The organism is Terrabacter aerolatus (assembly GCF_007991735.1).
GTDB lineage: Bacteria > Actinomycetota > Actinomycetes > Actinomycetales > Dermatophilaceae > Terrabacter > Terrabacter aerolatus.
On the sequence record NZ_BJYX01000038.1, the window covers coordinates 1 to 20,257 of the forward strand.

Sequence of the window (20,257 nt, forward strand, 5' to 3'; positions counted from 1 at the left end):
ATGCCTGTCAGCAGTTACGGAGAGGCGAATACCCAATGCGCCCCAGCCAGTGAACCAGCTGAGCAACTTGCCTCAACATGTTTCAGGCCTTTGCAACGCAAAGCCTGCCAGCTTCCCACCTTCATCCACCGCGAAACTTCGGCAGGAATCGTCCGCATTCAATGTTGCGGCTCTCGCCGCCGAGGTATTTCTGGCGCCGTGCAAGGCGAGCAGCATTTCGCCGGGCCGGCATCGAAGGGTCCACTCTGTCGCCCATCGCCCAGAACAACGTCGAGAGGCGCACCGGTCTCCGCTTTGGCCGGAGTTGGCGTCCGAGAGCCTCACGTGTGGGCACCAAGGGCTGTGGCTGCCTGTCGGCCCCTGTCAGACGGGGGTTGAGTTACGCACACATCCGCGGCTGTTGCGGGGGCATGTGAGCACAGGGTGCGTCAGGCGCCCGCTGCCGTGACGATGGCGTCCGTGACGAACCCTGCGACCAAGCCGAGCAACATCCCGTACGCCAGCATGTCCGTGTGCTTGCCTTTGGCAGCCACCCCCAGCAGTTGCGAGACGACGTAGAGGATGGAACCGGCGGCCAGGGTCAGGAACACCACGCTGATTGGTTCGCTGGTGAATCCATGACCGACTGCGGTTCCGACGAAAGTCGGACCTCCGCCGATCAGGCCCAAGAAAAGGAGGAATGGCCAGGATGGGCGTCGTGGGGTGCCGTCGGCGGACATGTCTCCGGCGAGAGGCGCGGTGATCCCGAAGCCTTCGGTGGCGTTGTGCAGGGCGAAACCGATCACTAGCAGCGTCGCCAGCGCGATCTCGCCGCGACCCGCGGACTGCCCGATCGCCAACCCCTCCGCGAAGTTGTGCAGGCCTATGCCCACTGCGATCAGCAACGCCAGACGGCGCGCGGGCGACCAGGATGCGATGCCCGGCCTGGGCCGGATCTTCTGAGCGACGCCTAAGGCCGCGGGTGGGTCAGGCGCCTCGGCTTGATCGAGAGGTGTGGCCGCAAGCCGGCCGATTCTCGCCTCGTAGGACACCAAGGACAACAGTCCCGCGGACAAGCCGCCGATGAACAGCGCCCCGTACCCAAGGACCTCACCTAGGCTGCCACTGCCTTCGTGCAACGTCGCCAAGGCCGCGTCGATCGGCTCCCAAGCGTGGGAGAGGACGTCCCAGACAAGGAACAGCAGAACCCCCACAGCGGTCGCATTGAGAAACATGCGCAGACTCGGGGCCGGGCGCCGCAGCCGACCGATCGGGAGTCCGATCAGAATGGTCACCCCTGCGATGAATCCCAGCGCCAGCGTGTGGCCAAGTCCCACGACAACTCCCTGAACGAATCGGATGAGCGAGCGCAAAGTTAGGGCAGCCTCACCTCACTTGTCAAAGTCATCTGGAACAGCACGATCGGCTCGTCCCTACCTGCGGGCGGGCCGGCTCGCTCGACCGACCCAAGTTCCCGGCTAAGCAGACGAACCAAACGAACCGCCGGCCAGATGACCGGGTGCCCCGGGTCCGGCGGTTAAAGGCTCTGGTCCGTATTCACGCCGGCCTACCACGGAGCTCGCACGGTCCACCGGTCCACCGGTCCACCGGTCCGCCTGACCGCCTGACCGCATGCCGCGCCTGAGTTGTCGGGCCCGAGGGGCACCCAGTCGGAAAGCTCGGAGCTTGTTCGCATCTCTAGTCCGTTGTCGCCGAGCGGAAGTCGGAGGAAGATCGGAAAAGCGACGGGCACCTCTTGGTGGCCGTCCTGCATCGACCCAGGAGTGAACATGTCGAAGTACATGGTCTTTTACAACACCACGAACGCCATGCGTGCACAGTTGTCACAGATCCCACCAGACCAAGCAGGGGCCGGCATGCGGGATTGGATGACGTGGGGCGAGCGGGTCGGGGATCGGCTCGTTGACATGGGTTCACCGCTTGAGAACGACGGAGAGGACGATGTCCAGGTGTCCGGCTACTCGATCATCGACGCCGACTCGAGGGAACAGCTTGATGGGTTCCTCCAAGGACACCCTCACACGAAGGCTGGAGGCACCATCTCCACACAGAGATTCATGGACATGCCCGAAATGTGACATCAGCGATATACGTATGAGCTTCGCCGCGCGAGAGCGGCTGAGGGAGCTCGCATCCTCCTGGCTTCCGAGCGTTCCTTTAAGCCCGGCATACAACGGGTTCTGACTCGACCGGCTACGCGGCCAGTCCTGCCGCTGTGCATCCCCCTGGGCAGCGAGACCTGTCAGGTGATGCGCGTCAAGGCCTTGGCAGCGATCGCTCACGGGGTGCACGAGTTGGCCGAAGCCTGCAGCAGCCTTTGCTTAAACCGTCGGCAAGGCTCCAAGTAGTCGCCGACGGGGAGCGTTCGCGGCCTCCGACGCGAGAATAGGTCGACGCCATCGAGCTGGACTGCGGGGCTGAATCAGTAACGAAGGAACCATTTCATTAGCGCGGATGAGGGCGACGAGTTGCGTCTCCTCCACATCGTGCCGGCCGCTGAGGAACGTCGTGACGGTCGACGGGGCCACCTGTGGCATACAGGTATTCCGACGGCTCAGCCCGGCGATCGCGTGGCCTCCGATGGGGCAAGCCTCTCAAGATCTGTGACGCCAGCGCCCATCGCTTCGCTGGGTTGAGACCTTCGTCGAGGGGTCTAGCGAGTCATCGTCCCAATCGCCGGCCGTGCGGTGATGTAAGGAGCCTTCAAGTCCTCGTCTGCCAGAGCATGATGGCCACCATGACCAAGGTTGGAACTCTTGTGGACCGGCACCAAGACAGACTCAGTGTCTTGCTGGGCGCAGACACTCAACCTGGCGACGTGGTGCAGGAGTGGACGCTACGAACGGCGGCAGGACATGAGTTGGTGGTGCTCGCGACGCTGGACACTCGTTCCCGTCTCATCGCGGTCAGGTTCGAATCGGCGAGCAGGTCGCTCCCTCCTGCCGCGTTGCGTTCGGGTGGCGCAGCAGTCGTATGCAACGACGGAGGCGAGACGTGGATCGAACTGTTTTCAGGAGCGCTCCTCCTGCGTCGAGCCCTCGCTAACTGGACGCTGGAGGAGGGCGGCTTCCAGCTGGATGTCGCTCTCAATGGCCAGCGCCGCATCTTGGGCTTCGTTGTCAGGCCAGGGGCGCAGATGAGCGAGACGTAGGTCCGTTTATGGGGCGTCGACGGACGTCGCCCTCGCTTTGGTCGTCTCCGCAGGGTCCCGGGCCGCGCCCTCACCACTGAACGGCCATCAAGGCAATTGCCTTGCTGGCGCTCGGGCAAGTCCAGGGCGTCAGCCGCTACGACCGTGCTGCGTTCGTAAGCGTATCGACGCCTCAGGGCTCAAGACCGATGACCACGGACCGAGGCTTGGTGTCTACGGTGAGGGCGAACAGGTCAGGCCGCGCGTAGTGCCCTGACACATCAAAGTCATACTTGCCCCTGGTCACATCCCGCAGGTCCAGGTCGGCGACAAGCAGCCCTTCGTCGTCGACTAGCGGCCCAGCGAGTACTTCGCCGAACGGGTCGACGATAACGCTCGCACCGCGACAGACGACCGCGGCCGGATCCCGATTTTGCGTGGCGTATGACGGTGATAGGTCGGATGCGCGGGTGAACTGGTTGGCAGCGAGCACGAAGCAACGGCCCTCCACGGCGATGTGTCTCATCGTGGCCAGTTGCACGTTGCGCGCATCGGCCGTGGGTGCGCACCAGATGTCGACGCCTTGGGCGTAGAAGGTCATCCGGAGCGCCGGCATCAGGTTCTCCCAGCAGATCGCCGTCGCGAGGCTGCCCAAGGCTGTTGGCGTCACGCTCAAGGTAGAGCCGTCTCCCTGACCCCAGATGAGCCGCTCCGTGCCGGTTGGCATGACCTTCCTGCGCTGGCCGATCAGCTGCCCGTGATCGTCGATCGTCACGCTTGCGCAGTAGAGAGTGCTGCCCGCTCGCTCCACCACTCCGACGACCATGTGCACCCCGTTCGCTATCGCCAACGTGCAGAGCTGATCGACCTCGGGGCCGGGAATCGTCACAGCCTGGGCGCTGTATGCAAGGAACTCGTCGCGACCTGCGGGACTCCGATCGCCCACCACGGCCCCGAACGATGCGCCGCGAGGGTAGCCGCCGATCAGTGCCTCCGGGAAGACCACGAGCCGCGCGCCTTGATGTGCAGCCTCTTCGCTGAAGCGTTGAACCGCGGCGAGAGCAGCAGACGTCGAATCCGGGGATCGGACTTGCGCAACTGCAGCTCGCACAACTGGCGTCGTCGACGCAGCAGGCTCCATAGATGGACGCTACAGCCCTGTGGCGATGGCGTCATGACCCTTAGGCAACGCCTCCGACTTTTCGCGCGGCTACCGCTGGCTCCGCTGCGGCGATTTCCACGAACCTGTCGAGCGGGGCTGGTCCTTCGCTGGTGATTTGCTAGGGGTTGCGGTGATGACAGTACGAGACCCGGCCCGTGGGTGTACATCTGCACCATGGCACGCCATACCGGCGGGCCCTGACACGCAGGAGTGAACATGGGCGACATCGCCGGCAAGGTTGACAAGGCGTTCGAGGCTTCTTCGGTGAGTGAGCTGGCCGACGCGCCGGTGGATGCGCTGCAGGGGGTGAGCGCTGCCGACGCTGAGCACCTGAAGGCCGCGTTCAACATCAAGACGGTGCGTGACCTCGGCACGAACAAGTACTTCCTGTGGGCCCAGGCGATCGCCAAGCTGGCCGAGTAGCCAGCTTCGGCTGGTGTATCAGGGGACACACCGGCCGTCCGGCTCACCGTCACGGTGGGGCCGGCGGTCGGACACCCCGGCCGGGGAACGCCTCGACCCGAACACCCTGAAGACCACGTCGACCACGTCGACCACTGACAAGGGAGATCCGATGCTCAAAGGTTTCAAGGACTTCATCATGCGGGGCAACGTCGTCGACCTCGCGGTCGCCGTCATTATCGCGGGCGCGTTCGGCAAGGTCATCGAGGCCTTCGTCACCGTCATCATGGACGTGATCGGCAAGCTCGGCGGCACTCCGAACTTCTCGGCGTGGGCCCCCGGTGGCGTGCACCTCGGCACGTTCATCACTGTGACGATCAGCTTCCTCATCGTCGCCGCCGCCGTGTACTTCATCGTCGTCGCGCCGATGAACCACCTCGCCGCACGCCGGGCGGCCGGCGTGGAGCCGGAGCCTGAGGCCCCTTCGGAGGAGGTTCTGCTGCTCACCGAGATCCGCGACGCGCTGCGCTCACGCTGACCTGGGCTCGCGACCGTGGAGTTTCGCGGTCCTGACGACGTGACGCGGAACCTGTGACTGCCTCCCGTGCGGGAGCCCTGTGGAGGGGGCCGACGCGCGGGAGGCTCACCTCGGTCCTCGGACATCCTGGTGGTGTGGCGGGACAGAGGGCGTGGTTCGGCCTAGCACGCCGGGGCCCTTCCCAGACGTACCGGGCCCGGCTCGGGGACTGCTGGCCCGGGCCGGGTCAGGAGCCGTTGGTGGTGGTGGTCTCCGTGATCGGGATCCCGGCCGTGGTCGCCTGCTGCTCGATGGTGGCCACGGCCTGTTGGGCGTCGCCGATGAAGCCGAGGTTGCCGGCGAGGGCCTGGCTCTTGAACCCGGCGAGTTTGCCCTGGAGCTGGACCATCGGCGGGACGAGGACCTTGCACAGGGTGGGGTTGGCCTTGATGTTCTCGGTGGCGTTGAGGAGCAGCTTCGCGTCGAGCGCGGCGGTCCCGGCGGCCTTGACGATGGCGAAGGTGCGCCCGTTGGCGCCCTTGTTGAACGAGCCGGCCTGCCACGGCTTGTAGAGGTAGCGGTGGAAGGTGCCGGCGATGACGCCGAGGTCCGCGACGAGGCGGGTCTTGGCGAAGGCCCGCGTGTTGGACGTCGGACAGCCCGAGGCGGTATCGGTCCCCGTGGCCGGCGCGGCCCCTGAGGTGCTCGCAGGCGCTGACGACGTGGGGGTGGACGACGCACCGACGGCCGGCGAGGTGGTGGCCGCCTTCGACCCACAGCCGGCGAGGGTGACCGATGCGGCGACCAGGGGCACGCACACGGCGAGGACGGTCTGGCGGCGGGTGGTGGTGGGCATGGTGCTCCTTCTCGGCGCCGGGCTACAAGCGAGCCGCAGCTCTCAGTGGGCGTGCTTCGACGGTCGCAGTGCCGGCTGGGAGATCCGTGCACGGCGCCTGTCAGGACGCTGCGCTGAAACCCGCTCCGCCAAACCTGACATCCGGCTCGGCGAGCGGGCGATAGAAGGGGTGAGCGCAAATCGGGCTGCCGCCGAGCGCTGCCCCCGTGGGGCGGCGATGGGGGAGTAGTTTCCTCTTACTGCACCAACGCGTGACGGTGCCCGAGCGAAGGATTCTGGATGGACTTCAACGAGATCGTGGACCAGGCAAAGAAGCTCGCGGGCGAACACCCCGATCAGGCCAAGGAGGCCCTCGAGAAGGCCGAGGGCATCCTCGACGAGCGCACCGGCGGCAAGTTCACCGACCAGATCAGCAAGGGGGGCGACGCCGTCGAGGGCCAGCTCGGCCTTCCCGGCGACACCCCCACGGGCCAGTGAGCGGTAGCTGACCACGTCCGGCCGCCCACCCGCCGAGCCAGTTGGGGCGGACGGACAAAAGGCAGACCCCCAAACGCAGAAAAGAAGTGCCTGGCCGGCTCCCCTCGCCCAAGGACGAGAGGAGCCGGCCGGCTTCTTCATGAGGGGAGTTCCCCGGTGTTCGTTGGCGCCAGGGCTCGATACACGGACGCTCGACTGACGCCAATCACCCGAGCGATGGAGGCGATGTCGTGCTCACGACTGTCGTACATGCTCCGGGCCACCCTCAACTTCTCGGGAGTCCACACGGTCGGCCGACCACCGTTGCGGCCACGAGCGCGAGCAGCGGCAAGACCGGCCATGGTGCGTTCCCGGATGAGGTCGCGCTCGAACTCGGCCAAGGCGCCGAAGACGTGGAAGATGACCTTGCCTCCGGGCGTCGAGGTGTCGATGCTCTCGGTCAGACCGCGGAAGGCCACGCCCCGTGCCTCGAGCGCCTGGACGGTGTCGATGAGGTGGCGCAGGCTCCGGCCCAGCCGGTCGAGCCGCCAAACCACGACGGTATCTCCGGGTCGGAGCTGGTCGAGCATCGCGTCGAGCGCGGGCCGGTGCTCGAGCTTGCCGGACGCCTTGTCGGTGATGATGCGTTGGCAGCCGGCGGCGTGAAGGGCATCGCGCTGCAGGGCGGCGTCCTGCTCGAGGGTCGAGACGCGGGCATACCCGAGCAGGGTGTGGTCGGGCGGCTTCTCAGTAGTCATGCCTGTGCCTCCTTCTGAGACGTTGATTTTGGACATGGGAAAAGGACAGACGCCCACGCCTCGACGGAGGGGTCTGCTGCACGGATAGGTGACATCTGATCTGCGTCGATGTGTGTCGGCGCTGGAAGGATGTGCACCATGCCCAAGGCGTTCCCCAACGAGTTCCGCGAGGACGTGATCCGGGTCTTCAAGGAGTCGGATGCCTCCGTCGCCCAGGTCGCGAAGGACTTCGGCATCTCGCCGTCGTGCCTCAAGCGGTGGCTGACGATCGATGAGCGACGCTCGGCCAGCGCAGCGAGCCCTGCCCGGACCTCCAGCGAGTCCGAGGCGCTGCGGGAGGCGAACAAGCGGATCAAGCTGCTCGAGCAGGAGAACGAGGTCCTGCGCCGCGCCGCGGCCTATCTCTCACAGGCGCACCTGCCGGGAAAATGATGTACCCGCTCGTCCGCGAGCTGGCCGGCGACGGGATCCCCGTCACGGTGACGTGCCGGGTGCTGAAGATCGCCCGCCAGCCGTACTACCGCTGGCTCGCTCGGCCGGTCACGGGCGGCCGAGCTGACCGCGGCGTACCGGGCGAACGCGTTGTTCGACGCCCACCGCGACGACCCGGAGTTCGGGTACCGGTTCCTGGTCGATGAGGCCCGCGAGGCCGGCGAGGCGATGGCCGAGCGGACCGCGTGGAAGCTCTGCTCGCAGCTGGGCTGGTGGTCCGCGTTCGGCAAGAAGCGCGGGCGCAACGGAAAGACGCCGGGGCCGCCAGTGCACGACGACCGGGTCGAGCGGGACTTCACCGCGGCAGCGCCGAACCGCTTGTGGCTCAGTGACATCACCGAACACTGGACCGGCGAGGGCAAGCTCTATCTCTGCGCGGTCAAGGACGTGAACTCCAACCGGATCGTCGGCTACTCGATCGACTCACGGATGAAGTCCTCGCTCGCGGTCGCGGCGCTGGACAACGCCGTCGCCCGTCGTCACGCTGACGGCGCCGATGTGGCCGGGTGCGTCCTGCACACCGACCGCGGGTCGCAGTTCCGCTCCCGGAAGTTCGTCCACCAGCTCCACCGTCACGGCATGGTCGGCTCGATGGGGCGCGTCGGCGCGGCCGGGGACAACGCGGCCATGGAGTCGTTCTTCGCGCTGTTGCAGAAGAACGTCTTGAACCGTCGCGCCTGGGCCACTCGCGAGCAGTTGCGGATCGCGATCGTCACGTGGATCGAGCGGACCTACCACCGCCGTCGGAGACAAGCCCGCCTCGGCCGGTTGACCCCGGTCGAATACGAGTTGATCATGACGACAACCGCCACTCAGGTGGCCTAACCGAAACTGTCACCCGTCCGTGCAGCAGACCCGGGCGGTCAGCATGCCGACCTGTACGGCTCCCAGGCTGCCACCCCCCGGTCAGCACGAAGGCTGTGGTCATGGTCAGCCCCGGCGCAGCGGGCAGAGAGTCGGCAGGGGGTCGAAGCGCGTGGCGAGTCGTTGCAGGGCTACGGCGTCCAGCAGCAGCCCGAAGTCACGAAGTGCAACATCGTAGAAGCCGGGGATGAGCAGCAGGTTGACGATGATGCCCCCGAACCAGAGCGCTACAAATAGGTCGTCCAGGCGTGGGTGGAGAGCAAGGAGCACTCCGGCGAGCACCTCGACCACGGCGACGGCATACGTCGCTTGATGGGGTGTGACGGGCAGGAGGCGCGACAGCGCGGGTGCGAGGTACGTGTCCCACGGCACGAGGCGGTTGGTGAACTTGTCGAGGCCGAACACGATCGGGGCGACGACGAACGCCGTACGCAGCACGGCATACGCCTGGTATGCCGTGTCGCTCCTCTCGACCCTCGTAGTTCGCTTGGGCTGCGCGACGCTGACCACCGAGCGGTGACCGATGAAGACCATGGCTCCTCCTGGGAACGGCTGTGCTGTCCAACCGGGGGTCCTCGAGACATCGAGGCTTCGTAGTGAGACGCTGACGGAGTGTTAGCGCGGCCTGCGGCCTCGGGTCATACCGAGCGTCTCGGCGTCCCATCGAAAGAGGTGGCGACGGGTAAGACCTCGCCTCCTCGGGGCGGCAAACAGTGCATGAGCACCCGCCCGTCCCCGGCCACCTCCCGACCTGCGCCCTGTAGCTCGGCCGGCCCACCGCTCAACGTCATCGAGTGGCGGCAATGCCGACTGTGCGAGGCCGGTCTCCCTCCAGCCCTCGCCACGCCGCTCGCTCGCCAGCGGGTCGACCTGCACGCCCTTCTGCAGCTCGTGGACGCCGGGTGCCGGCCCGAGCTCGCGGCGCGCATCTTGTCCCCGCTCGACGATCCTCCACCCTTGGAGTTCCACGTTCCCCGTGACAGCACTCGCGGTCCCCCACGACGGTGGCGTCCCCATGAGCTCGATGACCGGGGGAGAGGCGCCGGTCGACGCGCTCCGCGGCTGTGCTTCGACGCGAAATGGGCTGCAGCTCGGGGCTAATAGTCGGGTGACAGGGCGTGTTGGGGTGGCATCGGGCCACGTCGAGAGCCGCGGCAGTCGTAAATCGGCGCTTCGCTCGCGAGAGCCGCGAATCCGGCGGGCTCGGCGACCGCTTGTGGCTCAGCCGGTTCGCTTGGTAGCACCTTGGACCCAGACACAGGTTTGGGACAGGTGCAGTTCGTACGGTCGACCAATGATGGTGCTCGGTGCTCCCTGTGGCTAACTCGGTTTTGAGCGAGCCACGTCTCGAGCCGGCGGGTGCCGGCCCGGCCATAGTGGTCAGTCTTGGCAACCGGCGCAGGGTCTGGGTCGTGCTCGTATGCTGGACGGTCATCTGGGGCCTACTCGCAGCGGAGGGAGGCGCCTACTCGTGGCACTACTTCGACCTCGGTGCCCGTCTGATCACTCATCCCGGCGTGGCTGGCGGCTTGCACGTGTACGCCTCGCACCCGGAGCTGCAGATTGGTCCACTCGCGCTTCTCGCGGCCGTACCCATCTCCGCGTGGGGCGGGGCGGTGATGGCTCAGTTCCTCCTCACGGGGTGCGGGCTGTTGCTTCTTAAGGCTGTGGCCGACCTACGGGGGCGGCTCGCGGGAGTCGCGGTGCGTCCCATGCTGCTGCTTTTCACCGGAATGCTGACGCTGCCCGTCTGGTGCCAGGTCGCGAGCCATTTCACCCATCTGGACGACGCTCTCGCGCTGGCCTTCTGTGTGGCCGCGGTTGCGGCGGTCGCCGCAGACCGGCCCTACCTTGCCGCGGTTGCTCTGGCCGCGTCCATCGACAGCAAGCCGTGGGCACTCGGCTTCGTCGTGCTGCTCCTGGTGCTACCTCGCGAGCGACGAGTGCGAGCCGCGGCCCTGACGGGCGCTGGGGTCGCGGTGGCGTGGCTTCCCTTCTTGGTGGCTGACCCGCGGACGCTGCAGCTGGGCCGGTTCAGGATCGACAACGTGGACGACTCAGCCCTGCGCGCCTTGGGCGTGCAAGCGGCGAACACGCCGTCTTGGGACCGGCCGGCCCAGCTCCTGCTGGGTGTGGCGGTCGCGGCGGTATGCGTGGCGCGAGGCCGCTGGAGCGCCGTCCCGCTCGCGGTCGTCACCTCCCGGCTCCTGCTGGACCCGGAGACCTACGCCTACTACAGCTCCGGGCTGCTGGTCGCGACCGCGGTCGTGGATCTGCTGCGGCCAGCGCGTCGCCTGCCGCTATGGACTGCTGCCGCCACCGCGTGGTTCCTGCTCGATCGTTACTGCTCGGGGCTGCTTCCGCCAGAAGGGCTTGGGCTGCTTCGCGCCGCCTACTGCCTGACCGTGTTGGCGGTGTTGGTCGGCGCGCCCAGGAGAGGTGCGCCGTGGGCGCCCACGGTGGGCAGACCCTCGACCACGCGGGCTTGGCTGCGATCCGCGGCTCCCGAGTGCGACAGCGGCGCCCGGCTACCCGCTCGGGCACCCAGGACGCGCTGATCTAGTGTCGCGCCGTCTATGTGGCAGCGTGCCTCACGCTCTCGGTGTCGCCACTAAAGCACGTGCGGCGTCGTGCCGGAGGTTACAGCGGCACAGGTTGCGCACAGTTGCGAGCCTGGCCCGGCGCAGTCCGTTTGTTCGACTTGGCGGGGCTGCGGCTTGGGACGCCTGCTGGGCCGCGACGTTCTGGGAAGGGTGCCAGGCCTGTCTGGCCACCCTGCCCTCATTGTGCTCGGCGCCGCCGCCCTGGCGGTCGTCCTGCCGTGGTGGCGTCCCTGCGGCGAAGGGCTCGGACTGTCCCCGGTCCGAGAGCGCCGACCGTCGGTTGGCGCCCCCATCATGTGATCTTCAAGGTGCTGCAGAACCAGCACTAGAGCGAACGCGATAAGCGGGGCCAGCGATGCCAAGGAAACCACATCGCTGGCCTTCACGCCCCTTGAGCGGGCGCCGCTGACAGGCCGAACTCGTCCTCGATGCGAACCGGCCAGAGCCCCGATCCGGAAGGTAAGCACTCGTATGCAACGCCGCGCTGAGGTGGGGCGTCACCGGGGGTGTGGATATCGGCAGCATGGCCCAATGGTGCCTGGGCCCGGCTGAGAAGCCGCTGACCTTCGTCGGCGCCCGCTCTTCGCGTGGACCGACGGAACGACGACGGCCCTCGCCCCCATCGATCTGCAGGGAGGCAAGGGCCGTAGGACGATCCGCTCGACGATTCAGGTCTGCGGTCGTCGCCGCCGGTTTCTCAATGGACCAGGACGTCGTCCGGATCCGTCGGCCTGACCAAGACCGTCTCGGGGGCGTGCTCGGCCGCAGGCGTCTGGTCGCGTCGAGTCACGCTCAGGTAGGTCACGACGGCGAGGATTGTGGCCAGGAACAGCAGGCTGGTCCAGGCCGTGCCCAGGCCCAGTCCGCCGTCGGCGGGGTCGGATCCGAGGAAGTCGCCGAGGTTGGCGCCCAGCGGCCGGGTCAGGATGTAGGCGATCCAGAAGCACAAGGTGGCGCCTGCGCCCAGGCGCCAGGCCAGGGCGGTGAGGGCGATAAGGCCGGCGGGCAGCAGGACTGACGCACCGGGGGCCCAGCCGGTCAGGTCGAGTGTCCAGTCGCCGGCGGCAGTGCCCAACGCGAAGGTGACCAGGACCGTGAGCCAGTAGAACGCTTCCCGGGGACGGGTGATGATGGAGTGGATCGACAGGGTCCGCTCGCGGGAGTACCAGATCCCGAAGACGGCCGCGAGCACCACCGTGAAGACCCCGGTGGTCAGCGACAGCGGGACGTTGAGGTTGTCGGTGAGGTTGTCGGTGAGCAGGGTGCCGACGACGCTGACCAGGACGACGACGGTCCAGTAGACGGCCGGCACGTAGCGCCGGAGCCGGAACTGCACGATCAGGGCCGCGGCGAGGGCGAGGCTGAAGATGACGGTGGTCGTGGACAGTCCGAGTCCGACGTTGGTGTTGAGGTAGTCGGCGAGGCTCTCGCCGACGGTGGTGCACAGGATCTTGATGACCCAGAAGTAGATCGTGACCTCGGGCACCTTGTTGAGCATCTGGCTCAGGGGCCGAGAAGGCGAGGTGGGTCTGGGTGTCGCGGACATAGGGCGGTCTCCTTGAAACGGGTCGGTGTGACCGGGAAGGGCAAACGCCACAACCCAACCGAGCCGCCTTGACCGAAACCTGAGCAGGCGCTGGGCATCGACGGTGAAAGCCGCCGGCGGTGGGCCCGTCGCCGCCAGATCACGCACGATTTCTGCCGGTGATGAACACTGGGTGAACTGCCCACAGGTGGCGCCCATTGAACGCCGGATACGGTTGGCCCCGTGATGACCGCACTTGCACCAGCGATGGCACCGACTCTTGGACCGAGCTGGCTGGACCCCAACTACCTCTTCGCGACCTACGGTGCTGCGTTCTTCGTCGTGGCTCTCGTGTTCGTCTTCATCGAGTGCGGGCTGCTCTTCCCGTTCCTGCCCGGCGACTCCCTCCTCTTCGCGATCGGCCTGTTCATCGCCGCCGGCAAGCCGCACCTGCCGTCCTTGCTGGTGGCCCTTCCCGCCCTCATGGTCGCGGCGTTCCTCGGCAATGTCGTCGGCTACGGCTTGGGCCGCGTGATCGGGGTGCCCCTGCACCAGCGCGAAGGGCGGATCGTCAAACGGCGGTACCTGGATGAGTCCCGCGCATTCTTCGACCGGCACGGCAGCAAGGCGCTGGTGATCGGCCGGTTCGTGCCGCTGGTGCGCACCTTCATCACCCTGGTCGCCGGGGCCAGCCGGATGCCGCTGCGGCACTTCTTCCTCTGGAGCGGCGTCGGTGCCCTGCTCTGGGTGCCGGTCATCACCCTGCTCGGCTACTCGCTGGGGTCGGCCTTCCCGGCGGTCGGCAAGAACCTCGACGTCGCCATCGTCGTCATCGTCGTCCTATCCCTCGTGCCCGTCGCTGTCCAGTGGTGGCGACACCGCAGGGCCGTGGGCGACGCGATCTGAGCCGACCGGCACGCACAAGCCCGCCGTCCACCCGGAGGGCTCGAGCGACCTTAACTCCTGCTCGCGGCCCGGAAGCGTCAGCGTTTGCGCTCGGGCTCTCGGTTGTCGGCTGCGGGTACCGGGCGTTGCGGACTGTCGCTGCTGAGTGTCGGGTCCGGTTCAGAGGGAGTCGATGGGAGCGGAACCATCAGGGTGAAACGGGTCGGCTGCTCTAGGGTCAGGGCCAGCCGGCCGCCGTAGGCCTCGGCAATCGATCGTCCTAGGGCCAACCCGATCCCCAACCCGTCGCTGCCGGACTGGCCTCGCCGGAAGAGTTCCTCGCGGTGGGCCTGGACCGAACCCTCGTCGGTGACGTCGATCGCGACGAACGAGCCGAGGTCACGGAAGACCACGGTGACGCGTCCGGCGCCGTGCCGGGTTGCATTGTCCATGAGGATCTTCAGCACCTCCGTGACGACGAACTGCGGAAGGCACAGGGCGAGGTCGGTCTGGGCGGTGACAACCAACGGGCGCCCCGCCTCGGACAGCGTGCCGCGCCACCGCCGCTCGACCTCCGCGCAGAAGTCCCCGACGCTGCGGACCGGGCCGCCCCTCATCACACCTGCCTCGGGGCGGGCGAGCTGGATGACGTTGTCGATGGTTCGTTCGAGATCTCGCACCTGTCCGAGGGCATCGACCAGCGCGGCGTGGGGATCCGCGGTCGCGCCGCCGCCTTCATGGCTCAGCGCGTTCTGCAGTCCCAGGGCCAAGCCAGTGACCGGGGTCCGCAGCTGGTGGGAAACCTCAGCGGTGAGTTGGCGCTCTCGAGCGATGAGGTCGCACAGCCGGTCGAGCATCTCGTTCTGCGACTGTGCCAGCCTGACCAGCTCGGGCGTCCCGGCAGGTTGGGCCCGCGTCTGGAGGTCTCCGGCAGCGACGCGCTCGGCGCTGACCGCCAGTGCCTCCAGCGGGGTGCTGATGAAACGTGCCTGCCGTCGCGCCACGAGGACTGCGACCACCAGGGCGAGCCCAGCGCTCAGCACCAACGCTGCCCAAGCCAGCAAGGTGGCCGTCCATGTTTGGTTCGTGGGCGCCGCCACTCGAACGACCGCGATGACCTTCTCGGCGACGGTGACCGGTACGGCGACCACAAGCTGCGCGCCGACCACACCATCGGACTCGACGCCGCGGGCCGCTGCGCGGGTGACGGAATCTGCCGCCGGGGGCCCTCCCGTTACAGGGGAGCGGTGAGTGAGCGAGGCGTCATAGACGGCGACCTGCTTGTCGCCTTCCACGCGCGGTAGCTCTACCGGGTCACCGGCCAGGAAGTCCGGTCCGACCTGCCGTGAAGCGAGCAGGGCTGTGCGTTCCAGCTCGCCTCGCTCCTCGCTGAGAATCGTCGCCCTTGCGGCCACTCCCAGCGGAATGCCGAAGAGGACCAGGGCAACCGATACGGCCACCACGGCCACGTGGAGGATTCGTCGGCGCATGCCACCCATCCTCGCCCGCCCGGACTCGATCTCGGGGCAGGGGGCCACCCCTGGCGCGACCCGGAGGGAAGGTTTTGCCCTCCTCTAACCCAGGGTGGCATCGCACCTAACCACCACATTCCTAGCGTGGAGTCCGAGATCGATTCGGGCGCAACCAGGAGAGGCATCACATGACTGTCACCAAGATCCGGCTTGCAGCGGCGATCGGGACGGGAGCCCTTCTCCTCTCCGGCTGCGGCACCACCCCCACCTCTCCCGGACCCGCCCCCACGCCTGCGCAGGTCACGGCGACCTCGACCCGCGCAGCGGCCGCAGCCTCTTCGGTAGGGACCCCGGCCCCCACCGAGAGCAACCCTCCCGGAGACATCCCCGACACGCAGGTGTACGTCCCCTTCACGCCCAGCGGCGCCCACGTCAGTGTCAAAGTCCCCGAGGGATGGGCCCGGGCGACCACCGGCGGCTCCACGGTCTTCAGCGACAAGCTGAACCGCATCGAGATCCACATCACCAAGGCCACCACCGCCCCCACGACCTCAACGGTCAGGTCCACGGACGTGCTGCGGCTGCAAGGCAGCGTGCCGAAGTTCGCATCGCCCAATGTGAGGACCGTCTTCAGGGCCGGGAGACCTGTCGTGCTGCTGACCTACCAAGGTGACTCGGCCGTTGACCCGGTGACGGGCAAGGTGGTCCGGGACGCGTTCGAACGGTACTCGTACTTCCACGCCGGCACTCGAGTGGACCTCACCCTCTCAGGCCCCGTGAACGCGGACAACGTCGACCCGTGGCGCACCGTCTCCGACTCCCTGCGGTGGACACCGTGACCTCCCTGCGCGGGTCGGGCGCCGCGTCGTCGGTCTCGTCCAGCCCCGTGACCGGGACCGTGGGAACCGCAAGCTCGGAGCCAGCGGCGGCTCTCATCGCCGATCGCCTCTACCGGTTCTTCCGCACCGGAGACGAGGAGACCCTCGCGCTTCGGGGAGTCTCGTTGACCGTCGCTCCCGGAGAGACGGTGGCGGTGGTCGGTCCATCCGGATGCGGCAAGTCCACGCTGTTGGGATGCCTCGCCGGACTCGACGAGCCCGACGGCGGGACGGTGCGTGTCGGCGGGCAGCGGCTCAGCCACCGCCCCGAGGCTGAACGCGCGCGACTGCGGGCCCGGCGCGTCGGCGTGATGCTGCAGAGCCGAAACCTGCTGCCACATCTGAACGTCCGCGCCAACATCGAGCTCGCCCGCACGGCCGGCCAGACAGGCCCGCGGCCGCGCTCCGGGGAACGCCCGAGCACACCTGTCGGGGCGGTGGAGCTGCTCGAGCGAGTCGGCCTGACCCGGCGCGCTCAGGCGTACGCGTCCGAGCTGTCCGGTGGCGAGCTCGCCCGGGCTGGCCTGGCGGTTGCTCTGGCCAACGACCCAGACATCGTCCTGGCCGACGAACCCACCGGCGAACTCGACGGAGACACCGAGCAGCACGTGCTCGAGCTGCTGCGCGACCGGGCCGGAGCAGGCGCGGCGCTGCTGGTGGTCACCCACAGCCCACGCGTGGTCGCCATCGCCGACCGCATCATCCACCTTCACGACGGGACGGTCGCCTCATGAACTCTCGCCCAGAAACGACGGCTCGGCCTGCACTTGCGGTGCGCTGCGAGGGAGTGGCCCGCACCTTCGGCCGCGGCGAACGCGCCGTGGTGGCCGTGCACGGCAGCAGCTGCGAGGTGCCCTTCGGGTCGCGCATTGCGATCGTCGGGCCCTCCGGCTCGGGCAAGTCGACGATGTTGCACATGATGGCCGGTCTGGAGACGCCCACGGCAGGACGGGTGTCCTGGCCGGGTCTCGCAGCCACCGAGCCAGAGCGGCGCGGACAGATCGGTGTCGTCTTCCAGAGCCCGAGTCTCGTGCCGGCCCTCACGGTGGCTGAGAACGTCGCCCTGCCTCTCGTGCTTGCCGGCCTGCCCGACGCGGAGGCTCAGGAACGCGTCACCGAGGCGCTGGAGCTCGTGCAGGTGAGCGAGCTCGCCACCCAGCTTCCCGAGGAGCTGTCCGGGGGACAGGCCCAACGCGTGGCCGTCGCGCGTGTCCTGGCGAGCCGACCGTCCCTGATCCTGGCCGACGAGCCCACGGGTCAGCTCGACCGGGCGAACGGCCAGCACCTGGTTGACGTGCTCCTTGCTACGGCCGAGGAGCTCGATGCGGCCCTGGTGGTCTCCACCCACGACATCGAGGTGGCCGACAGACTGCAGGAGCGGTGGCGGATGCACGAGGGACGACTGAACACGGACGAGGCGTGGCGGAACCAGTCGCGCGCACCGCGTGGTGCACGAGCGGGCGCGACCACGGCGGGTGGCCGGCGATGACCGGCACCTGGCTGATGGGTCTGCTGCGCCGCCGCGGCGGGCGGCTGCTGGCGGTCAGCGTGGGTATCGCCGTCGCCGTATCCCTCATTGCCTCCCTCGGGACGTTCCTGACGGTCTCGCAGCAGACCATGACCGCTCGAGCCCTGCGATCGGTGGCCGTCGACTGGCAGGTCGAGGTCCAGCCCGGGGCCGACCCGGCCGCAGTGCGCGCCACCGTGGCCGGGTCCACCGGGGTCCGCGCAGCGTTGCCCGTCACGTTCGCGCGGAGCACCGGGCTGCAGGCCACCGCTGGAGGGACCACGCAGACGACCGGTGCCGCGATGGTGCTCGGGCTGCCGGACGGCTACCGGGCACAGTTCCCGGGGGAGATTCGCCAGCTCAGCGGCGCCCCGAGCGGCGTGCTCGTGGCCCAGCAGACCGCCTCGAACCTGCACATCCGCCCTGGCAGCCACGTGGTCATCAACCTCGGCGGGTCACGATCAGCGACCGTCACCGTCGCTGGCGTCGTCGACCTGCCCCAAGCCGACTCGCTGTTCCAGAAGGTCGGGGCTCCAGTCGGCGCCCAACCCTCTGCGCCGCCGGACAACGTGATCCTGCTGCCCGCGGCCACGTTCGCCAAAGTGGTGAGTGCCCAGCCTGCGACCTCGCTCGGCCATGGGTCACCAGCCCCCGCAGCCCCGGTGGTCCCGGTGACGACCCAGATCCACGTCGCCCGGTCCGCCCCGCTTCCCAGCGACCCGGCCGGCGCCTACGCGGCCGTCCTGGGAGCCGCGCACAACCTCGAGGCGATCCTGGCCGGTACCGGGGTGGTCGGCAACAACGTGGGCGCGGCCCTGGACGCTGCCCGCTCGGATGCCGCCTACGCCCAGATGCTCTTCCTCTTCCTGGGACTGCCCGGCGCCCTGTTGGCCGCCATGCTCACCGCGGCCCTCGTCGGGGCCGGGGCACAGCGCCGCCGCGACGAACAGGCACTGCTGCGCACCCGCGGACTCCCTCCCCGGGCGATCGGACGCCTCGCGGCCATCGAGGCGGCACTCGTCGCCGCCTGGGGAGGCGTTCTCGGGCTGGTCGCAGGCGCGATCGCCTCTCGGTGGGCCTTCGGGTCGAGCAATGCAACCGCCTCAGCCGGGCCGCTCGGCGTGCTCGGGCTCTCCCCGGCGTGGGCGGTCGTCGCGGTCCTGTTCGGCGCCGTCACCGCCGCAGCGACGGTGCTGGCACCCGCCCTGCGGGACCTGCGCCACCTCACCGTCTCCCGCGCCCGGCACGCCGTAGGCCGGGCCCGGTCCCCCTGGTGGATGCGCTTCGGCGTCGACCTGGGCATCCTCGCCCTCGCCCTGGTCGTCTTCTGGGTCTCCAGCAGTGACAACTACACGCTCGTCCTGGCACCCGAAGGTGTCCCGTCCATCTCGGTGTCCTACTGGGCCTTCCTCGGACCGACCCTGCTGTGGCTGGGAGGCGCCATGTTCCTGTGGCGCCTCGCCACCATGAGCCTCACCTACGGCCGCGGAGCCTTGGCCCGCTTCATCACGCCGCTGACCGGTCGACTGGCCAAACCGGCAGCGGCCACCATGTCACGGCAACGGCGCCCCCTGACCCGTTCCATCGTCCTGCTCGCCCTGGCGATCTCGTTCGCCGCCTCCACCGCGACCTTCAACGCCACGTACCAGCAGCAAGCCGAAGCCGACGCGCAGCTCACCAACGGCGCGGACGTCGCGGTCACCCCGGCCCCAGGCGCGCCCCTGCCCGCGACCGCGACCGCCGCGATCGCCCGAACACCTGGCGTGACCCACGTCGAACCACTGCAGCACCGCTTCGCCTACGTGGGCGCCGACCTGCAGGACCTGTACGGGGTGCACCCGAACACCATCGCCTCGGTGACCGCGCTACAGGACGCGTACTTCCAAGGCGGCACCGCACGCCAGCTGATGGCGACCCTCGCCGCCAAGCCTGACTCGATCCTCGTCAGCGACGAGACCGTCAAGGACTTCCAGCTGCACCCCGGTGACCTGCTCAACCTTCGCCTGGAGAACCAGAGCACCCACCAGCTGACCACCGTCCCCTTCCATTACGCCGGAATCGCCAAAGAGTTCCCGACGGCTCCCAAGGACAGCTTCTTCGTGGCCAACGCGGACTACGTCGCCAAGATGACCGGGTCCAACGCGGTCGGGACCTACCTCGTCGACACTTCGGGCACGAACCAGCCGGCCGTCGCTGCCGCTCTGCGCAACATCCTCGGTACCAGCGCCACCGTCACGGACATCACCCACACCCGGACCGCCGTCGGATCGAGCCTGACCTCGGTCAATCTCGCCGGGCTCACGCGCCTCGAGCTGGCTTTCGCCGTCATCCTGGCGGCAGGGTCGGGAGGGCTGGTGCTGGCCATCGGCCTGGCCGAACGACGCAGGACCATGGCGATCATCTCCGTCCTGGGCGCTCGACGTCGGCAGCTGCGAGGCCTCGTCATGGCAGAAGGGGCTGTCGTGGCAGTAGGCGGACTACTCGGCGGCGCCCTCATCTCCTGGGCCCTGACGCAGATGCTCGTCAAGGTGCTGACCGGGGTGTTCGACCCGCCACCGTCCAGCATCGCCCTCCCCACGGTGTACCTGACCGTGACGGGGGTGACCGTGGTGGCCGCTCTTGCAGCAGCCGCGGCGTTCAGCGCCCGGTCATCGACCCGACCGGCAGTCGAGGAGCTGCGTGATGCCTGACCACTGGGCTGTCGCGATGAGGGACCGGTCACAGCCGCCGGAGATCTTCGGGCCCTAGGT

General features: G+C 68.1%; 18 protein-coding genes and 1 pseudogene. 12 read left to right on the forward strand and 7 right to left on the reverse strand.

The window, feature by feature from the left end; translation table 11 throughout:
- Positions 1-428 precede the first annotated feature (428 nt).
- Positions 429-1,316 carry a ZIP family metal transporter gene (locus TAE01_RS19705; RefSeq protein ID WP_147068517.1) on the reverse strand — a complete coding sequence of 296 codons (888 nt, stop codon included), beginning with the start codon at positions 1,314-1,316 and terminating at the stop codon, positions 429-431.
- A gap of 453 nt (positions 1,317-1,769) precedes the next feature.
- Between TAE01_RS19705 and TAE01_RS19710 the strand changes: the two genes are divergently transcribed.
- Both TAE01_RS19710 and TAE01_RS19715 read left to right on the forward strand, forming a co-directional pair.
- Positions 1,770-2,078 carry a YciI family protein gene (locus TAE01_RS19710; protein WP_147068518.1) on the forward strand — a complete coding sequence of 103 codons (309 nt, stop codon included), beginning with the start codon at positions 1,770-1,772 and terminating at the stop codon, positions 2,076-2,078.
- Between the two features lie 659 nt (positions 2,079-2,737).
- Positions 2,738-3,151 (forward strand): hypothetical protein, encoded by a 414-nt coding sequence (locus TAE01_RS19715; protein WP_147068519.1) that lies wholly within the window; start codon positions 2,738-2,740, stop codon positions 3,149-3,151.
- A gap of 172 nt (positions 3,152-3,323) precedes the next feature.
- Here the strand turns inward: TAE01_RS19715 and TAE01_RS19720 are convergent, their stop codons facing one another.
- Entirely contained in the window at positions 3,324-4,271 is a 948-nt protein-coding gene (locus TAE01_RS19720; RefSeq protein WP_147068520.1) for a nitrilase-related carbon-nitrogen hydrolase, read from the reverse strand.
- A 237-nt stretch (positions 4,272-4,508) separates the two neighbouring features.
- Between TAE01_RS19720 and TAE01_RS19725 the strand changes: the two genes are divergently transcribed.
- Together TAE01_RS19725 and mscL are read left to right on the forward strand one after the other, a co-directional pair.
- The gene (locus tag TAE01_RS19725) at positions 4,509-4,715 is read left to right on the forward strand and encodes a hypothetical protein (protein ID WP_147068521.1); all 207 of its coding nucleotides are present in this window, start codon (positions 4,509-4,511) and stop codon (positions 4,713-4,715) included.
- A 151-nt stretch (positions 4,716-4,866) separates the two neighbouring features.
- Entirely contained in the window at positions 4,867-5,232 is a 366-nt protein-coding gene (gene mscL, locus TAE01_RS19730) for a large conductance mechanosensitive channel protein MscL (protein WP_147068522.1), read from the forward strand.
- A gap of 226 nt (positions 5,233-5,458) precedes the next feature.
- Here the strand turns inward: mscL and TAE01_RS19735 are convergent, their stop codons facing one another.
- Entirely contained in the window at positions 5,459-6,067 is a 609-nt protein-coding gene (locus tag TAE01_RS19735) for a hypothetical protein (protein ID WP_147068523.1), read from the reverse strand.
- 279 nt (positions 6,068-6,346) lie between these two features.
- Between TAE01_RS19735 and TAE01_RS19740 the strand changes: the two genes are divergently transcribed.
- Positions 6,347-6,544: an antitoxin gene (locus tag TAE01_RS19740; protein ID WP_147068524.1), complete on the forward strand. Its 198-nt coding sequence runs from the start codon at positions 6,347-6,349 to the stop codon at positions 6,542-6,544.
- A 137-nt stretch (positions 6,545-6,681) separates the two neighbouring features.
- On the opposite strand, the gene TAE01_RS19745 is transcribed toward TAE01_RS19740, so the two are convergent.
- Positions 6,682-7,281 carry a recombinase family protein gene (locus TAE01_RS19745; RefSeq protein ID WP_147068525.1) on the reverse strand — a complete coding sequence of 200 codons (600 nt, stop codon included), beginning with the start codon at positions 7,279-7,281 and terminating at the stop codon, positions 6,682-6,684.
- 138 nt (positions 7,282-7,419) lie between these two features.
- On the opposite strand from TAE01_RS19745, the pseudogene TAE01_RS19750 reads away from it, so the two are divergent.
- A pseudogene (locus TAE01_RS19750) lies at positions 7,420-8,598 on the forward strand (IS3 family transposase).
- Between the two features lie 105 nt (positions 8,599-8,703).
- On the opposite strand, the gene TAE01_RS19755 reads toward TAE01_RS19750, so the two are convergent.
- Positions 8,704-9,171 carry a DoxX family membrane protein gene (locus tag TAE01_RS19755; RefSeq protein WP_147068526.1) on the reverse strand — a complete coding sequence of 156 codons (468 nt, stop codon included), beginning with the start codon at positions 9,169-9,171 and terminating at the stop codon, positions 8,704-8,706.
- Positions 9,172-10,349: 1,178 nt separating this feature from the next.
- Here TAE01_RS19755 and TAE01_RS19765 point away from each other — a divergent pair.
- Positions 10,350-11,195 carry a hypothetical protein gene (locus tag TAE01_RS19765; RefSeq protein WP_147068527.1) on the forward strand — a complete coding sequence of 282 codons (846 nt, stop codon included), beginning with the start codon at positions 10,350-10,352 and terminating at the stop codon, positions 11,193-11,195.
- 742 nt (positions 11,196-11,937) lie between these two features.
- On the opposite strand, the gene TAE01_RS19770 is transcribed toward TAE01_RS19765, so the two are convergent.
- Positions 11,938-12,786, reverse strand: a complete 849-nt coding sequence (locus tag TAE01_RS19770) for a COG4705 family protein (RefSeq protein WP_246111472.1) — start codon at positions 12,784-12,786, stop codon at positions 11,938-11,940.
- A gap of 225 nt (positions 12,787-13,011) precedes the next feature.
- Here TAE01_RS19770 and TAE01_RS19775 point away from each other — a divergent pair, with 225 nt between their 5' ends.
- Complete coding sequence (locus TAE01_RS19775) at positions 13,012-13,671, forward strand: DedA family protein (RefSeq protein ID WP_147068533.1); 660 nt, start codon at positions 13,012-13,014, stop codon at positions 13,669-13,671.
- 77 nt (positions 13,672-13,748) lie between these two features.
- Here the strand turns inward: TAE01_RS19775 and TAE01_RS19780 are convergent, their stop codons facing one another.
- A complete protein-coding gene (locus TAE01_RS19780; protein WP_186815313.1) occupies positions 13,749-15,140 on the reverse strand; it encodes a HAMP domain-containing sensor histidine kinase in 1,392 nt (463 codons plus the stop codon).
- A 170-nt stretch (positions 15,141-15,310) separates the two neighbouring features.
- Here TAE01_RS19780 and TAE01_RS19785 point away from each other — a divergent pair, with 170 nt between their 5' ends.
- Genes TAE01_RS19785 through TAE01_RS19800 form a run of 4 tightly spaced genes read left to right on the forward strand, consistent with a single transcriptional unit; the run spans position 15,311 to position 20,197 of the window.
- Positions 15,311-15,961 (forward strand): hypothetical protein, encoded by a 651-nt coding sequence (locus TAE01_RS19785; RefSeq protein ID WP_147068529.1) that lies wholly within the window; start codon positions 15,311-15,313, stop codon positions 15,959-15,961.
- Positions 15,949-16,734 (forward strand): ABC transporter ATP-binding protein, encoded by a 786-nt coding sequence (locus TAE01_RS19790; RefSeq protein ID WP_222594191.1) that lies wholly within the window; start codon positions 15,949-15,951, stop codon positions 16,732-16,734. Before TAE01_RS19785 ends, TAE01_RS19790 begins: the two co-directional genes overlap by 13 nt.
- Positions 16,731-17,489, forward strand: coding sequence for an ABC transporter ATP-binding protein (locus TAE01_RS19795; protein ID WP_147068530.1), 759 nt, complete (start codon positions 16,731-16,733; stop codon positions 17,487-17,489). Before TAE01_RS19790 ends, TAE01_RS19795 begins: the two co-directional genes overlap by 4 nt.
- Positions 17,486-20,197: an ABC transporter permease gene (locus TAE01_RS19800; RefSeq protein ID WP_147068531.1), complete on the forward strand. Its 2,712-nt coding sequence runs from the start codon at positions 17,486-17,488 to the stop codon at positions 20,195-20,197. The genes TAE01_RS19795 and TAE01_RS19800 overlap by 4 nt, the downstream gene beginning before the upstream one ends.
- The last annotated feature ends 60 nt before the right edge of the window (positions 20,198-20,257 follow it).

What these genes read in the sequence shown, in the direction of transcription:
- TAE01_RS19710 (WP_147068518.1), top strand. Translation starts at nt 1,770, where the DNA reads ATGTCGAAGTACATGGTCTTTTACAACACCACGAACGCCATGCGTGCA.
- TAE01_RS19715 (WP_147068519.1), top strand. Translation starts at nt 2,738, where the DNA reads ATGACCAAGGTTGGAACTCTTGTGGACCGGCACCAAGACAGACTCAGT.
- TAE01_RS19720 (WP_147068520.1), bottom strand. Translation starts at nt 4,271, where the DNA reads ATGGAGCCTGCTGCGTCGACGACGCCAGTTGTGCGAGCTGCAGTTGCG.
- TAE01_RS19725 (WP_147068521.1), top strand. Translation starts at nt 4,509, where the DNA reads ATGGGCGACATCGCCGGCAAGGTTGACAAGGCGTTCGAGGCTTCTTCG.
- mscL (WP_147068522.1), top strand. Translation starts at nt 4,867, where the DNA reads ATGCTCAAAGGTTTCAAGGACTTCATCATGCGGGGCAACGTCGTCGAC.
- TAE01_RS19735 (WP_147068523.1), bottom strand. Translation starts at nt 6,067, where the DNA reads ATGCCCACCACCACCCGCCGCCAGACCGTCCTCGCCGTGTGCGTGCCC.
- TAE01_RS19740 (WP_147068524.1), top strand. Translation starts at nt 6,347, where the DNA reads ATGGACTTCAACGAGATCGTGGACCAGGCAAAGAAGCTCGCGGGCGAA.
- TAE01_RS19745 (WP_147068525.1), bottom strand. Translation starts at nt 7,281, where the DNA reads ATGACTACTGAGAAGCCGCCCGACCACACCCTGCTCGGGTATGCCCGC.
- TAE01_RS19755 (WP_147068526.1), bottom strand. Translation starts at nt 9,171, where the DNA reads ATGGTCTTCATCGGTCACCGCTCGGTGGTCAGCGTCGCGCAGCCCAAG.
- TAE01_RS19765 (WP_147068527.1), top strand. Translation starts at nt 10,350, where the DNA reads ATGCTGCTGCTTTTCACCGGAATGCTGACGCTGCCCGTCTGGTGCCAG.
- TAE01_RS19770 (WP_246111472.1), bottom strand. Translation starts at nt 12,786, where the DNA reads ATGTCCGCGACACCCAGACCCACCTCGCCTTCTCGGCCCCTGAGCCAG.
- TAE01_RS19775 (WP_147068533.1), top strand. Translation starts at nt 13,012, where the DNA reads ATGACCGCACTTGCACCAGCGATGGCACCGACTCTTGGACCGAGCTGG.
- TAE01_RS19780 (WP_186815313.1), bottom strand. Translation starts at nt 15,140, where the DNA reads ATGCGCCGACGAATCCTCCACGTGGCCGTGGTGGCCGTATCGGTTGCC.
- TAE01_RS19785 (WP_147068529.1), top strand. Translation starts at nt 15,311, where the DNA reads ATGACTGTCACCAAGATCCGGCTTGCAGCGGCGATCGGGACGGGAGCC.
- TAE01_RS19795 (WP_147068530.1), top strand. Translation starts at nt 16,731, where the DNA reads ATGAACTCTCGCCCAGAAACGACGGCTCGGCCTGCACTTGCGGTGCGC.
- TAE01_RS19800 (WP_147068531.1), top strand. Translation starts at nt 17,486, where the DNA reads ATGACCGGCACCTGGCTGATGGGTCTGCTGCGCCGCCGCGGCGGGCGG.